Annotated in this window: 11 protein-coding genes; 8 read left to right on the top strand and 3 right to left on the bottom strand. The window is 58.8% G+C overall.

Annotated features, from left to right (window positions below; genetic code table 11):
- The first annotated feature begins 565 nt into the window (after positions 1–565).
- The gene (locus tag I5L03_RS11400) at positions 566–1,192 is read left to right on the top strand and encodes a glutathione S-transferase family protein (RefSeq protein WP_197921882.1); all 627 of its coding nucleotides are present in this window, start codon (positions 566–568) and stop codon (positions 1,190–1,192) included.
- A 38-nt stretch (positions 1,193–1,230) separates the two neighbouring features.
- Complete coding sequence (locus I5L03_RS11395) at positions 1,231–1,875, top strand: NAD(P)-dependent oxidoreductase (RefSeq protein WP_197921881.1); 645 nt, start codon at positions 1,231–1,233, stop codon at positions 1,873–1,875.
- A 95-nt stretch (positions 1,876–1,970) separates the two neighbouring features.
- On the opposite strand, the gene rtcR is transcribed toward I5L03_RS11395, so the two are convergent.
- Complete coding sequence (rtcR, locus tag I5L03_RS11390) at positions 1,971–3,560, bottom strand: RNA repair transcriptional activator RtcR (RefSeq protein ID WP_197921880.1); 1,590 nt, start codon at positions 3,558–3,560, stop codon at positions 1,971–1,973.
- 249 nt (positions 3,561–3,809) lie between these two features.
- Between rtcR and I5L03_RS11385 the strand changes: the two genes are divergently transcribed.
- Entirely contained in the window at positions 3,810–5,036 is a 1,227-nt protein-coding gene (locus tag I5L03_RS11385; protein ID WP_197921879.1) for an RtcB family protein, read from the top strand.
- Between the two features lie 39 nt (positions 5,037–5,075).
- Complete coding sequence (gene rtcA / locus I5L03_RS11380; protein ID WP_197921878.1) at positions 5,076–6,095, top strand: RNA 3'-terminal phosphate cyclase; 1,020 nt, start codon at positions 5,076–5,078, stop codon at positions 6,093–6,095.
- Positions 6,096–6,118: 23 nt separating this feature from the next.
- Here rtcA and I5L03_RS11375 read toward each other — a convergent pair whose 3' ends face one another.
- Together I5L03_RS11375 and I5L03_RS11370 are read right to left on the bottom strand one after the other, a co-directional pair.
- Complete coding sequence (locus I5L03_RS11375; protein WP_325100183.1) at positions 6,119–7,372, bottom strand: M24 family metallopeptidase; 1,254 nt, start codon at positions 7,370–7,372, stop codon at positions 6,119–6,121.
- Between the two features lie 34 nt (positions 7,373–7,406).
- Positions 7,407–8,477 carry a C45 family autoproteolytic acyltransferase/hydolase gene (locus tag I5L03_RS11370; protein WP_197921876.1) on the bottom strand — a complete coding sequence of 357 codons (1,071 nt, stop codon included), beginning with the start codon at positions 8,475–8,477 and terminating at the stop codon, positions 7,407–7,409.
- A gap of 281 nt (positions 8,478–8,758) precedes the next feature.
- Between I5L03_RS11370 and I5L03_RS11365 the strand changes: the two genes are divergently transcribed.
- The 4 genes from I5L03_RS11365 to I5L03_RS11350 are packed head-to-tail and all read left to right on the top strand — an operon-like array spanning position 8,759 to position 13,287.
- The gene (locus I5L03_RS11365; RefSeq protein WP_197921875.1) at positions 8,759–9,979 is read left to right on the top strand and encodes a saccharopine dehydrogenase family protein; all 1,221 of its coding nucleotides are present in this window, start codon (positions 8,759–8,761) and stop codon (positions 9,977–9,979) included.
- A gap of 43 nt (positions 9,980–10,022) precedes the next feature.
- Positions 10,023–12,431: a chemotaxis protein CheA gene (locus I5L03_RS11360; protein ID WP_197921874.1), complete on the top strand. Its 2,409-nt coding sequence runs from the start codon at positions 10,023–10,025 to the stop codon at positions 12,429–12,431.
- On the top strand, positions 12,428–12,868 hold the full coding sequence (locus I5L03_RS11355; protein ID WP_197921873.1) for a chemotaxis protein CheW: 441 nt from the start codon (positions 12,428–12,430) through the stop codon (positions 12,866–12,868). The genes I5L03_RS11360 and I5L03_RS11355 overlap by 4 nt, the downstream gene beginning before the upstream one ends.
- Positions 12,869–12,918: 50 nt before the next feature.
- Positions 12,919–13,287: a response regulator gene (locus tag I5L03_RS11350; protein WP_197921872.1), complete on the top strand. Its 369-nt coding sequence runs from the start codon at positions 12,919–12,921 to the stop codon at positions 13,285–13,287.
- Positions 13,288–13,296 lie beyond the last annotated feature (9 nt).

Below are 13,296 nucleotides of genomic sequence, written 5' to 3'. Positions count from 1 at the left end.
GCCATCGCCGCGCAGGCCATCGAGCACGATGCGGATCTTGTCTTCAGCAAAGAAGTGCCGGCGGGTCTTGCGGCGGATGTCCTTTACCACCTGCTCGGCAGGCTTTTTGGAGCTTGAGGATTTGGGCTTTATCTTCGTTCCTTCGTCACTACGACGAAGCCCAAATCCTCCTTAAATCACAACCTCAAATCTGTGCCATAGGTGCTGACGGGGGACAGATCGGGAGCATAGTGATCGGATACCAAACAGTGTCCTGCCAATGCACGCCCTTCTAACTAACCAATGGTAAGCAGAGCCCGTCACGCAGCACCACCCCTCGTGTTTCGCGGAGCGTCCAAACACTCGCAAGCACGACTGTTCTGGCTCTTTCGTTAGACGGTGTGAAATTCTTCCAGCGACTTCCTGATAGAGGGCTCTTGTCTGCCAGAGGGAGATCATGTTGGACGCTACGCGCGTTCTCATTGGTCAAAATAGCTTTATCGCTTGCAAAGCAGCCTTCGCAGATTTGTTTTGTCGGACCTCTTCGCGTCCGCGCGCATTGGTCTTGCAACAAAGGAGATCAATCATGACGACGCTTTACACGATGCCCGGTACCTGTTCGCTCGCTTGCAATATCGCGGTCGCCTGGCTCGATGCACCGGTCGAGATCCACAATCTTGCCTATGGCGATCACAAGAATGAAGAGTATCTTTCTATCAATCCGAAAGGGAAAGTTCCGGCTCTTAAATTCGATGATGGCGATGTTCTGACGGAACTCGCAGCCATCATGGCGTGGCTTGGGGCGGAGCATGGCAGCGAAGGCTATGCGCGCGATAAACAACTCGGCTATCGCGAAGCCGAGGCGCTTGCCTATATGACGAGCGAAATTCACGCCTCATATGGCCCTCATTTCGCTGCCAAGAATTTCGCCGAGAGCGAGGACGCGCAATCCGAGGTGAAAGAGGCAGCCTACAAGACCTTAGCCGGTCATTATGAGCGGTTGGAGGACAATCTGGCCCAGGCTGGCGGCGAATACTATTTGGGTAAGCGCAGCTTTGCCGATGCCTTCCTTTATGTCCTTACCCGGTGGATAGAACAGACGCCGCTTTCGATAGACGAGTACCCGAAGCTGAAGGCGCATCGCGAGCGGATGGAGAGCGATCCCGGCGTTCGTACCGCGCTCGATCGACAGGACATGGAGCTGATCGGCTAGGGTCGATTGCTCTCCATGCCTCGCGAAAGGATTCATAGATGCGCGTACTTATAGTCGGAGCGTCCGGAAATGTCGGGGGCCATACTGTCGATCATGCCCTGAAAGCCGGTCATCATGTTTTTGCCGCAGCGAGGTCTCCCGGCGATGTCGAAGGCGATGACGCGCGGCTCGAAAAGGTGGAAGTGGACGTATTGAAACCTGAAACGTTGGCTGCGGCGGTTCAGGAAATGGATGCCGTCATTCTCACCTTTGGTGCGCCGCTAAATAGCGATACGATACTCCACATTCCCGAGCTTTGCGCAAAAGGCACGCGAAATGTCATCACCGCGATGAGAGGCGCAGGAGTAGAACGCCTGATTTGCATGACCGCGATCGGCGCGGGCGACAGCGAAGGGCACGGTCGATTCATATTTAGGAACGTGATTGAACCGGTGCTGCTGGGGCGCATCATGGAAGATCGCACGCGTCAGGAAGAGATCGTGCGTGCCTCCGATTTGAACGAGTGGGTCATCATACGGCCAACTGAATTGTCAGATCGCGAAGAGCAGCCGATCAGAGTGATCGAGGACGTGGAAGCGGAAGATGATCCCACCACGATTGCACGAGCCGATGTTGGACGTTTCCTCGTCAGCCAACTGGATGATCGTACGTATCATCGGAAGACAATTCTGATCACGAACTGATTTCGATGCGCACAGGAATCGTCAGAAAAAGTCGTTGATGTTCGATGAATCGCCGCGTCGAGAGGCATATTCCCGCATGATGCTATGGGAGGTCGTCACTTCAAATCAGCCCAGGCGAGGTCGAAACGCGCGAGATATTTTCGCAGGCGATCCGCATCGTTGGTCGATTTGCGCCGCCGGCGTGAGGAGACGAACAATTCGCGGCCCGCAGCCGAAAGCGAATTGTTGCGGCGGCAGGTCGCAATGACCTCGCCCAGCTGCGCGCGGTCGAACGGATCGAGCTCTTCAAGCTGGTCTTGGCCGAGAACTTCAGCAAGCAGCCCTATGCCAGCATCGCTCTCACTCGATTTCCATAGCGCGCGCAATCGATCAATCTCCGCCTCGACCGTGGCGGTGTCGATGCGCCCGTCAGGGCTCAGCGTCGCCATTCGGGTGATGCTCGCGGACAGGTCGCGGAAGTTTCCGTTCCATGAAGCATGCGGCGCGGTGGCGAAAGCGAGATAGCTGGCGCGCGCCTCTTTGTTGAACGTGACGCGCGTGTCTTCTGCCAATGCGAAGCGCTCCAGCTCATAGTCTAGGTTCGGCTCGATATCCTCGCGCCGTTCGGCAAGACCGGGAAGACTGAACGTCCACAAATTGAGGCGCGCAAACAGGTCCTCGCGAAATTCGCCTTTGGCCGCCGCATCGACGAGATTGCGATTGGTTCCTGCGATCAGTTGGAAGTCGCTTTCAACTTCGCGATCCGAGCCGACAGGCAGGAAGCGTTTATCCTCGACAGCGCGCAGGATCATCGCCTGCTCATCAAGACCCAACTCCCCGATCTCATCGAGGAACAGCATTCCTCGATGCGCGCTCCGAAGCAGCCCGGCGCGTTCAGTCACGGCTCCGGTAAAAGCACCCTTCGTGTGGCCAAACAGCGCGGCCATCGCATTATCGCCCTTCAGCGTGGCGCAATTGACTTCGACGAACGGTCCAGCCAGCCGGTGCCGCTCTGCCTTCAATTCGTAAATTCTCTTGGCAAGCAGGCTCTTTCCCGCACCTGTCGGCCCCATCAGGAGGAGCGGCGCGGATGAGCGCGTGGCCACCTGCTCAATCTCGTCGATCATGGTGTTGAAAGCGGTGCTGCGCGTATCGATCCCGCCCTTGAGGAAAGAGGTGCTGGCCCGGCTGCCTTCGGCAAAACGCTTGGCGATCCGGTCATATCGCGAAAGGTCGAGATCGATCGCATTCCAGACGCCTGTCGGATCGGGCTTGCCGCGCTGGGGCTGGGTCTGGAGCAGCTTGCCCGGAATGAAACGCGCCTCGGTCAGCAAAAAAAGGCAGATCTGCGCAACGTGCGTGCCAGTTGTGATGTGGACGAGATAATCCTCGGCCTCCGGCTCAAATGTGAAGTCACGCACGAAATCGAGCAGTTCGGCATAGACTTCTTCGAAGTCCCACGCGTCGTCGAAATTGATTAGCACAGGCTCCACCTGCGTTTCAGGCGACACAGACGCGATGTCTTCAGTAATAAACCCGGCCAGGCTTTCGTGCTGGCGACCGTGCAAAAGGATCAGGCGATCTACCCTCAGATCCGGCTGCATGCAGAGGCCGATGGTGGGCCGCCACTTGTTCCAGCGCGACGCATCTCGTTTGCTCGCATCAAGTGTTGAGCCGAGAAAACCGATAACTGTCGTGGGTCGCATATTATCCAATCATATAAACTTTTAGATATATTGATATAACTGGCGTGCTTTGGAGGCAAGCGATATTCGAGCTTTGAATTTTAAAGTACAAGAAAAACAGATATCTATGAAAGTTTAGAGGATGAACGCACCGTTTGGCACGCTTCCCGCATTAGATATGGCGCCGGGTCGGTCGAACGCCCGGTGAGAAGCGGCAGGGGTGGCCGGAATGGGCCGGTCACCCCAGAGCCTGCCAACAGGAACAAAACAATGACGCAGACCGGATACGAATTTCAGGAAGTCGAGGGCGGATCGCCGATCAAGATGTGGACGCGGGGCGTGCCAGTGGATGCAAAGGCGCGCGAGCAGCTTTCCAAAACCGCCAAGATGCCGTTCATCTTCAAGCACGTGGCAGCCATGCCCGATGTCCATGTCGGAATCGGCGCAACCGTGGGTTCCGTCATCCCGACCAAGGGTGCGGTAATCCCGGCTGCCGTGGGCGTGGACATAGGCTGCGGCATGATGGCGGCACGGACTTCGCTCCACGCGAGTGATCTTCCCGACAACCTTGAAGGCATCCGTTCCGCGATCGAAAAGGCTGTGCCGCATGGCCGGTCTTCGGGCCGGGGCGGACGCGACAAGGGTGCCTGGGGCGATCCGCCCGCTGAAACGATCGAGGCATGGGCGACGCTTGTCCACCGCTTCGACCGGATCACGGCGAAATATCCCAAGCTCGAGCGGTCGAACCATCTCTTGCATCTCGGCACGCTTGGAACGGGCAACCACTTCGTCGAACTGTGCCTCGACGAGGATCAGCGCGTGTGGGTGATGCTCCATTCCGGCAGCCGCGGTGTCGGCAATGCGATTGGACGCTATTTCATCGAACTGGCGAAGGAAGACATGCGCAAATGGCATATCAACCTGCCCGATGAGGACCTCGCCTACTTCCCGGAAGGGACCGACCATTTCGACGACTATGTCGAGGCGGTCGAATGGGCGCAGGACTTTGCGCGGCTCAACCGCCAGGTGATGATGACGCACACGATCGCCGCACTCCGCGGGCAGATCGCCAAGCCATTCACGGCCGAATGCGAGGCGGTGAACTGCCATCACAACTATGTGACGCGGGAAAACCACTTCGGCGAAAACGTGCTCGTTACCCGCAAGGGTGCCGTGCGGGCCGCCAAGGGCACTATGGGCATCATCCCCGGCTCGATGGGAGCAAAGAGCTTCATCGTGCGCGGGCTCGGCAATGCGGACAGCTTTGATAGCTGCTCGCATGGCGCAGGCCGCGTGATGAGCCGGACACAGGCCAAGAAGGAGGTATCGCTCGAAGAGCATATCGCCGACACGGCTGGGGTGGAATGCCGGAAGGACGAAGGCGTGATCGATGAAACGCCCAAAGCGTACAAGCCGATCGAAAAGGTCATGGCTGCACAAGCCGACCTCGTCGAAATCGTCCACACCCTAAAGCAAGTGGTGTGCGTGAAGGGTTAGCGCCCTTCACGCCGCCACCAAATTCATTAGAGAGATATCATGATTACTATCGACGGCTCCGAAGGGGAGGGCGGCGGACAGGTGCTGCGCAATGCATGCGCGCTGTCGCTCGTGACCGGAGAGCCATTCACTATCGAAAAGATCCGCGCAAAGCGGGACCAGCCCGGCCTGATGCGCCAGCACCTGACTTCGATCGAAGCTGCGTGCACCATCGGCGGGGCCGAGTGCGAAGGGCTGGAGCTTGGCTCTAGCCGTATAGTCTTCCGGCCCGGCAGCGTGACGCCGGGAGACTATCGCTTTGCTGTCGGCACCGCCGGCTCGACCGCACTCGTGCTGCAGACGGTGCTTATCCCGCTGGCGCTTGCTGACAAGCCTTCCCACCTCGTTATCGAGGGAGGGACGCATGCCGGCATGTCACCCAGCTTCGACTTTATCGAAAAGTGCTTCCTGCCAGTGTTCCAGCGGATGGGCCCGCGCGTTTCAGCGCGCATCAAGCGGCACGGCTTCTTCCCGCGCGGCGGAGGCCGGATCGAGATCGATATCGAGCCTGCGCCGCTGCAGCGGATCGAATGCACTCAACGTGGCGAGCTTCAGGCCCGCTCGGGCATGGTGGTATTTTCCTCGCTTGGGGCAAATAAGATCCCGAGCCGCATTCGGGTGGCGGCGCTGAAAGCCCTGCCTGACTGGACTGAGGACATGATCCCCATCCGTGAGCTTCCCGCAGATCAGGGTCCGGGCATCGCCCTGTCGCTGGAAGCGGCGTATGAAAACGTCACCGAAATCGTCACCGGCTTCGGCAAGATTGGACTATCGGCAGAGCGGATCGGCAAGACGGCGGGCAAGCGCATGGCGGGCTACCAGGCCTCGAATGCCTTTGCCGGGCCGTACCTTCAGGACCAGCTCCTGCTGCCGATGGCGCTCGCTGGGGGCGGAATTTTCACGACAGTGAAGATCAGCCAGCACACCCGAACCGCAGCGGACATCATTGCGATGTTTACAGGTCGGACGACCTATTTCGAGGAAGCGGGCGATCAGGGGCATTGCGTTCGGATCGTCTGATCTCGATCCGAACGCCAGCTGCCTTAAATACCCATTGGATTATTGATCCTCGGTGCGGGCGCGGTGAAGAATTGCGGGCCGTCTTCGGTCATGTAAACGCAGTCTTCCGAGCGAACGCCGAAGCGACCGGGAAGGTAGATGCCCGGCTCATTCGAAAAGCACATGCCCGCCTCCAGCGGGGTCTCGTTTCCGCGGACGACAAACTGGTCTTCGTGCACGTCCATACCGATGCCGTGCCCGGTGCGATGGGTGAGGCCGGGAGGTCCGTAATTGGGGCCCCAGCCTTCCGCGTCGTAATACCTGCGCACGGCATCGTCGATTGCACCAATGGGAGTGCCGAGGCGCGCGGTTTCCATGACGATGTCCTGGCCTCTACAGACGGTGTTCCAGACCCGCAGTTGCTCTGCATTGGGCTCGCCATGCACCCAGGTGCGCGAGATATCGGATTTATAGCCGTGCACGTCGCAGCCGCAATCCATCAGGATGACTGTTCTCTCGCGCAGCGTGTGGATTTCGCGTGAACCGTGCGGATAGGAGCTCGCCTCGCCCACCAGCGCGAGCGTGAAGACAGGGTCTACACCGCGAGCGCGCGTAGCGGCGTTCATCAGTGCGGCGATGTCGCTGCCGGTCATGCCCGTTTCGATTTGCGGATAAGTCTCTCGATAGGCCGCCATGGTGATATCGTTTGCGGCCTGCATCAGCGCGATTTCGCGTGGGCTTTTGATTTGCCGCAAAGGCGATACGACAGGAGTCGCAGAGACGACTTCGCGGCTGGGAACAACCGAGCGCAAGCCGTCAGCGACGAAAAAGCGAGCGGTCCTTTCAAGGCCAATCGCGCCGTCTGCGCCGCGATCATCAAGCACGCCTCCGATCATGGCGAAGGGGCTTTCGTGCTCCTGCCAGGTGCGCACTTCCATTTCCATGACCATCAGCTCGCGCAGCTTGCCCTCTTCGAAGGCAGGCGCGACGACCACAGGATCACCGGATGCCGGCAGGACAAGCGCCGTCAATCGGCTCGATTGTCGCCAGCCGAGACCTGAAAAATACAGCATCGACGTACCGGCTTCGATGACGATCCCGGCAAGGCCTTGCTGCTGCATGAGCGCCTGAGCGCGGGCAATGCGCTCCTCGCGCTCTTCGTTAGAAATCGGGGGTGGGAGCTGGCTTGCATCAGCGCGACCAAGCGACAATGCATTTGCGCTTGCCGCCGTTCCCGGTAATCCAAGCAACGCGCCGCCGGCCAGCGACGACTTCAGAAAATTGCGCCTGGTGGTCACTTTGCGTCCCTCTGTCTTTAGGTGAGCAACTGATTTAAGCCTTTTGAGCGAATTCCAGCTGCTCCCATATGCCTTGATCGGCGGGGCCACGGCACGCCCACAATTCGCGATCTGCGGGATTGCAAACGACGACGGCATTGGTGGTTGCGCCGGAATTGTCTTCGGCGAAGCGATTGATACTCAATCGTCCGTCGGAGCGGTCTGCAAACAACTGCTTCAGAGAGTCCACACTATGATCGGTCGCCTGGCCAAGGAGAGTTTTCATGCGTGAACACCGCTCACGGGTGCTTTCCGAAAGGTCCGTTTCGAGACTGATGTTCTCGTCGAACAGGCAGTGGTTCGATCGCGCCAGTGCTCCGCTTTTGGTTGTCCGATCGAATGCGGCCTGCGGAGTCCGCTCCCATTCCACGCCCTGCTCGGCGTCGCCCATCCAGTAGGAATGGCTGCCTGCCACAGGGGCCTTGCCGACGACCTCGCTCGCTTCAGCCAGGCTACCTTGCTGCAAGGCAAGATGCAGGACGGAGAGATAGGGCACGCCAACCTTTGCGCCGTGCGTTTTCAGATTGGTCGTCCCGACTGTCACGCCATGCGCATTCATTCCCATCAGCGTCTGACAGCCGGCGCAAGTGACTGTCCAAGTCTCCGGCCCGTTATCGGGAATGCGGTGAAGCGCGATGATATGCTCGACATCGGGGCCATTGAGATCCCAGGTCTGTCCCTGAAGAGCGTTGCCGTCGCGGGTGATTTCCGGCGGAAGAAGTGCTGCGGTGCATCCTTCGTCTTCGGTCGGCGGCGATATCTCGGGCAGGATGAGAATATCGCGCACATCGGTCATGTTCGCTGTCGTAAAAAGACGGACAGGATCGATCGCCGCGCCTTCGGCAATGCCGAAATGTTCGCTATAGCCTGCCGGATGAAAGCTCTTCACTTGCTCGAGGCAAGCCGCCCCGGCAGCAAACAGATCGTCCAGCCCGTCGAAACCGCGCTCTGTCAGATATATGCGCACGGCGCTTTCGCGATCCTCGACGAAACGATGGACCTTATCGCGGCACAGGCGACCATATTCGCGGCCCATATCCTGCGGGGAGCCCGTAACTGTAAACATTGGAAGATCGAGGGGCATGGAAACCTTTCGGTGAATGTGTAAAGCGCGCCGATCAGGCGCTTGCATCAGCGACTATTTCGCTTTCTTTTACGCGTCGGTCAAACCAGCGGTTCCACACGAAATAGCCCTCTGCACCACCTTGTCCCCGTGCGGCAATATAGATCGTTCGCACCTGCCTCGGATTTTCGCTTTACTGGAACGTTGCTCGTCCAAGAGGGTCCTATATGGGTGGGGTGGTGGCTTAAATCGCATCACTCAAATCCGCAATTTTCAGGGAACCTATGGCTGACAAAACTTACGATATCATCGTCTATGGAGCAACCAGCTTCGTTGGCCAGATCGTCACCCGCTATATGCATGAGCAATTCGCGGGCAGCGATATAAGCTGGGCCATTGCGGGTCGGTCTCCGGACAAGTTGCAGCAAGTCAGTGATGAAATCGGCCTTCCGGGCGTCGCCATGATTACCGCGGATGCGAAGGATAAGGCCGCGCTGGAGGCCATGTGCGCGCAGGGCAGTACGATCATCTCGACGGTGGGTCCGTATGCGCTCTACGGCGATTTGCTGGTAGAGGCGTGCGCTGAAAGCGGGACGCACTACTGCGATTTGACCGGCGAGCCGCACTGGATTCGCAAGATGCAGGATCGCTATGAGGCGACCGCGAAGGAAAGCGGCGCGCGCATCGTGCATTGCTGCGGCTTTGACTCCATTCCGTCCGATCTGGGCGTGCTTTTCCTGCAGAACCATGCGCAGCAGACCCATGGCGAGGCGTGTGACAGGATCGCGATGCGCGTTGCCAAGGCCAAGGGCGGCGCGTCAGGGGGTACTGTCGCCAGCATGACCAATCTGGTGAAGGAAGCGTCGAGCAATCCCGAATTGCGGCGCCAGCTCAAAAATCCTTACAGCCTGTGCCCGCCCGATCATGACTTTTCCGTGCGCCAGCGCAGCGTCGGCATGGAGTATGATGAGCGTTTCGGCAGCTGGATTGCGCCGTTTATCATGGCAGCGATCAATACCCGCATCGTCCATCGCTCCAATGCGCTCAGCGGAAATGCCTATGGCACGCGGTTCCGCTATGAAGAGGCGATGGCGACGGGGAAGGGCGGCAAAGGAAAGCGGCGCGCTCGCCTTACCAAATGGGGCCTGGGCGCTCTCACCGCGGGTCTCGCCATTCCCCCTGTCCGCTGGCTGATGGAGTCCTTCATCCTCCCCAAACCGGGCGAGGGGCCGAGCGAGAAAGAACAACGCGAAGGGCATTTCAATCTCGTCTTCCTCGGCATGACGCCTTCGGGCGAGAAGCTGCGGTGCCGCGTCACCGGCGATCGCGATCCGGGATATGGCTCGACTGCTAAAATGCTGTCGCAAGCTGCAGCGTGTCTGGCGAAAGATGTGCCTGCTGATACGCCGGGTGGATTTTGGACGCCCGCGACACTGCTGGGCGATAGGCTGATAGAGCGCCTGCAAGACCATGCCGGTCTGACTTTCGGCATGGAGCGGGAATAAGTCCGCAGGCGTCCACTTAACCGATTATCAACCATGAGAGGGCATGCACCACAGCCTAACTTACTGGCTGGGTGCAATGGACGATCTGCTTTCCGAATTTATTGCTGAAACGCACGAGATGCTTGCCGCCGTGCAAGAAGCTCTGGTTGCGTGGGAAGCCGATCCATCCGACCGCGAGAAGTTGGATGTCATTTTCCGCTTCGTCCACACGGTGAAGGGCAATTGCGGCTTCTTTGACCTGCCCCGGCTTGCGCAGCTCAGCCACGTTGCGGAAAGCACGCTGGCCGATCTCCGCTCAGGCGAGCGCCAGCCGGATAAAGCGTTGATCGATGCCATCCTTGCTGTCGTGGACCGCATTGACGAAATGGTCAGCGCGCTGGGCCGCGGCGAAGATCTGCCCGACGGATCGGATGCCGATCTGATCGCTGCGATGCAGGCCGAAAAACCTTCGAAGGCAGATGCGAAGCAAACGAAGGCGGTTGCAAGCGCGCCGCGGGCACAAGCGCCGGACAATGCATCTCCGCCCATGCCCGCAGCCGCTCGCTCCATTCGCCTGCCCGTAACACTGCTCGACCGGGTCATGGCAGAGATTTCCGACGCCGTGCTCATTCGCAATGAGCTGGCGCGGCATGTCCGCGATCAGGATCTCGATCCTGCCATCGCCGCTACGTTCGATCGCCTCAGCAACACGATCAATGAGCTGCGCGAAGATATCTCGCAAATGCGCATGCACCGGCTTGAGCACCTTTATACCACGCTGCCGCGCCTGGTCCGTGATTTGGCGAATGAGCTGGGCAAGAAAGTCACGCTGGAAATGGAAGGTGGCGAGGTTGAGCTGGATCGCGAAATTATTGAGCTGATCCGCGACCCCATCGTCCACATTCTGCGTAACGCGCTCGACCATGGCATCGAAGCACCGGAGGACCGCGTCAAAGCAGGCAAGCCGGAAAACGGCTTTATCACGATTGCAACACGGCAGACGGGCAACCGTGTGCGCATCACGATTGACGATGATGGCAAAGGAATCGACGCGGATCGCCTTGTAGAGCGCGCAATTGGCGCAGGCATCATCGAGAAAAGCGATGTGTCCCGCATGAGCCACGCGGACAAACTGTCGCTCATTTTCGAGCCCGGCATTTCCACAGCCCAGCAAGTCACTTCGGTTTCCGGCCGCGGTGTCGGCATGGATGTGGTGCGCACCAATATTCACCAGCTCGGCGGCACGATCGACCTTACAAGCGATAATGGCGAAGGCGCGTGCATCCACATCTCGCTGCCCGCGACGCTGAGCATCGTCCCATCGCTGACCGTTCGCGTTGGCGATCATCGCTTCGGCGTGCCACGCTCCTATGCGGAAGAGATCGTCAGCGCACGTTCGGATGAGCTCACATTCAGTAAGACAGGCGATTCCACGCTGGTAGAGTTCAGGGGCAAGCGCCTGCGCTGTATTCGCCTTGCCGATGCGCTCGAAATTCCGGGGCATCCGATCGAGCAGAGCGACCTTATGGTCGTAAAGCTGACGGGCGGAGACCTGTGCGCCATCGCAGTCGATAAGGTTTTGGATCATGAAGACCTCGCGGTGAAGCCGCTTGCCGAGGCGATCATGTCGTCCAACCTCTATACCGGCGCATCACTTCTCGATGATGGCAGTCTCGTGCTGATGCTTCACGTGACGGGCATCGCCCTGCAACAGGGCCTGATCAGCGAGACTGTTCGCAGGAAGCGCGTTTATGCTGTGCAGGACAATCAGGAAGCCGAAGCCAAGATTGCCATACCGGCTGTGCTCCTCGGCACTGCAAAAGGAGATCGCCGCCTTGTCCGGATGGATTCGGTCACACGCCTTGCAAAAGTCGAAAGCGAGGCAGTGCGCCTCGGTGGCACCACTGCCCAAGTCGTTCTCGACGGGAAGATCCTGCCTCTCGCCGGAGCGAATGTCGATGAAATCGACGACGAGAAGGCAACGATTCTCATACTTGGCGATGGCGAGCATGAAATCGGCTATCTGATCAGCCGGGTCATCGACACGGTGACGATTACCGATGAGTTGATGCCCTCCGAAGAGCAGGGCGAAGTCGAAGGACTGGTCCTGCTTGAAGGTCGCGCGACCGAAGTGCTCGATTGTCACTGGCTGTTTGCGCGCCATGCGAAATCGGATCTCACGAAGACGGACCGCACCTGCGTCTTGGACCTCGGGGATCAGTGGACCCGCGCCATTCTTCGTCCGCTCGTAGAAAGCGCCGGATACCGCGTGCTCGATGGCGCGGAAAATCACGATGAAGCCGATGTTGCGATCGTGACCGCAGGTTCGCCGGAACCGGAGGTCAGGGCCGGACGTGTAATCAAGCTGTCTTCGGATGGAGGGCAAAGCGACGACGCTGACGGCACAGTCCATAGATATGACCGCGAGGCGTTGCTGGAAGCCCTCGCCAACCGCAAACAGGTGTCCGCATGAGCGAGCCAATTTTTGTAGCGCATCTGGCAGATCGGCGCATCGCATTTGCTGCGCGCCGCCTCGAATCGATCGTGGAAATCAGCAAGATCATGCCGGTCCCGCGTTCCCCCGACCATATCGAGGGCCTTACCACGTTGCGCAGCCAGACACTGACCGTGATCAATTGTCGCCGTGTCCTTGGTGTCGAAGATGCCGAGGTCTCCGGCGACGAGCCGCGCCAGGCTGCCGTCGTGAAGCATGGCATGCACCAATACGCCCTTCTGCTCGACGATGTCGAAGACGTGGTCGAGTGGGACGGTGAGATCAAAGACATTCTGGGCGGCGTAGGTGACGCGTGGGAACGCATGGCAAATGGCGTTGTCGAGACCGAAGGCGGGCCAGCCCTGCTGCTGAATGTCGAGCCCTTTATCGAAGTCGATCTGCAGCCCGTACAGTAACGAATTGCAAGGTATTGCCGCTATGGTGGCAGCACATATCCGGAGTAAACATGTCCAAGACCTGCCTTATTGTCGACGATTCAAAAGTGATCCGAAAAGTATCGCGGCACATCCTTGAATCGCTGGGCTTCGAAGTTTCCGATGCCGAGAATGGCGAGGCCGGGCTCGACTTGCTCGATGATGGCATGACGGATCTCATCCTCCTCGACTGGAACATGCCCGTCATGAACGGGATCGAGTTTCTTCGGGCCTTGCGTTCGCGACCCGACGGCGGTGCTCCCAAAGTCGTTTTCTGCACGACCGAAAACGATGTCGATCATATTCGCGAGGCGATGGAAGCGGGCGCGAACGAATATGTGATGAAACCCTTTGATCACGAAACGCTTGAGCTGAAACTGCAGCTCATCGGGTTCGAGTAAGGCGATGGC

The organism is Aurantiacibacter sediminis (assembly GCF_016019885.1).
GTDB classification, from domain to species: domain Bacteria; phylum Pseudomonadota; class Alphaproteobacteria; order Sphingomonadales; family Sphingomonadaceae; genus Alteraurantiacibacter; species Alteraurantiacibacter sediminis.
This window is presented reverse-complemented; position numbering and strand designations above follow the sequence as displayed.

Excerpts from the sequence above, each read along its gene's own strand:
- I5L03_RS11385 (WP_197921879.1), top strand. The coding sequence starts at position 3,810 with ATGACGCAGACCGGATACGAATTTCAGGAAGTCGAGGGCGGATCGCCG.
- rtcA (WP_197921878.1), top strand. The coding sequence starts at position 5,076 with ATGATTACTATCGACGGCTCCGAAGGGGAGGGCGGCGGACAGGTGCTG.
- I5L03_RS11350 (WP_197921872.1), top strand. The coding sequence starts at position 12,919 with ATGTCCAAGACCTGCCTTATTGTCGACGATTCAAAAGTGATCCGAAAA.
- I5L03_RS11360 (WP_197921874.1), top strand. The coding sequence starts at position 10,023 with ATGCACCACAGCCTAACTTACTGGCTGGGTGCAATGGACGATCTGCTT.
- I5L03_RS11395 (WP_197921881.1), top strand. The coding sequence starts at position 1,231 with ATGCGCGTACTTATAGTCGGAGCGTCCGGAAATGTCGGGGGCCATACT.
- I5L03_RS11370 (WP_197921876.1), bottom strand. The coding sequence starts at position 8,477 with ATGTTTACAGTTACGGGCTCCCCGCAGGATATGGGCCGCGAATATGGT.
- I5L03_RS11355 (WP_197921873.1), top strand. The coding sequence starts at position 12,428 with ATGAGCGAGCCAATTTTTGTAGCGCATCTGGCAGATCGGCGCATCGCA.
- I5L03_RS11400 (WP_197921882.1), top strand. The coding sequence starts at position 566 with ATGACGACGCTTTACACGATGCCCGGTACCTGTTCGCTCGCTTGCAAT.
- I5L03_RS11365 (WP_197921875.1), top strand. The coding sequence starts at position 8,759 with ATGGCTGACAAAACTTACGATATCATCGTCTATGGAGCAACCAGCTTC.
- rtcR (WP_197921880.1), bottom strand. The coding sequence starts at position 3,560 with ATGCGACCCACGACAGTTATCGGTTTTCTCGGCTCAACACTTGATGCG.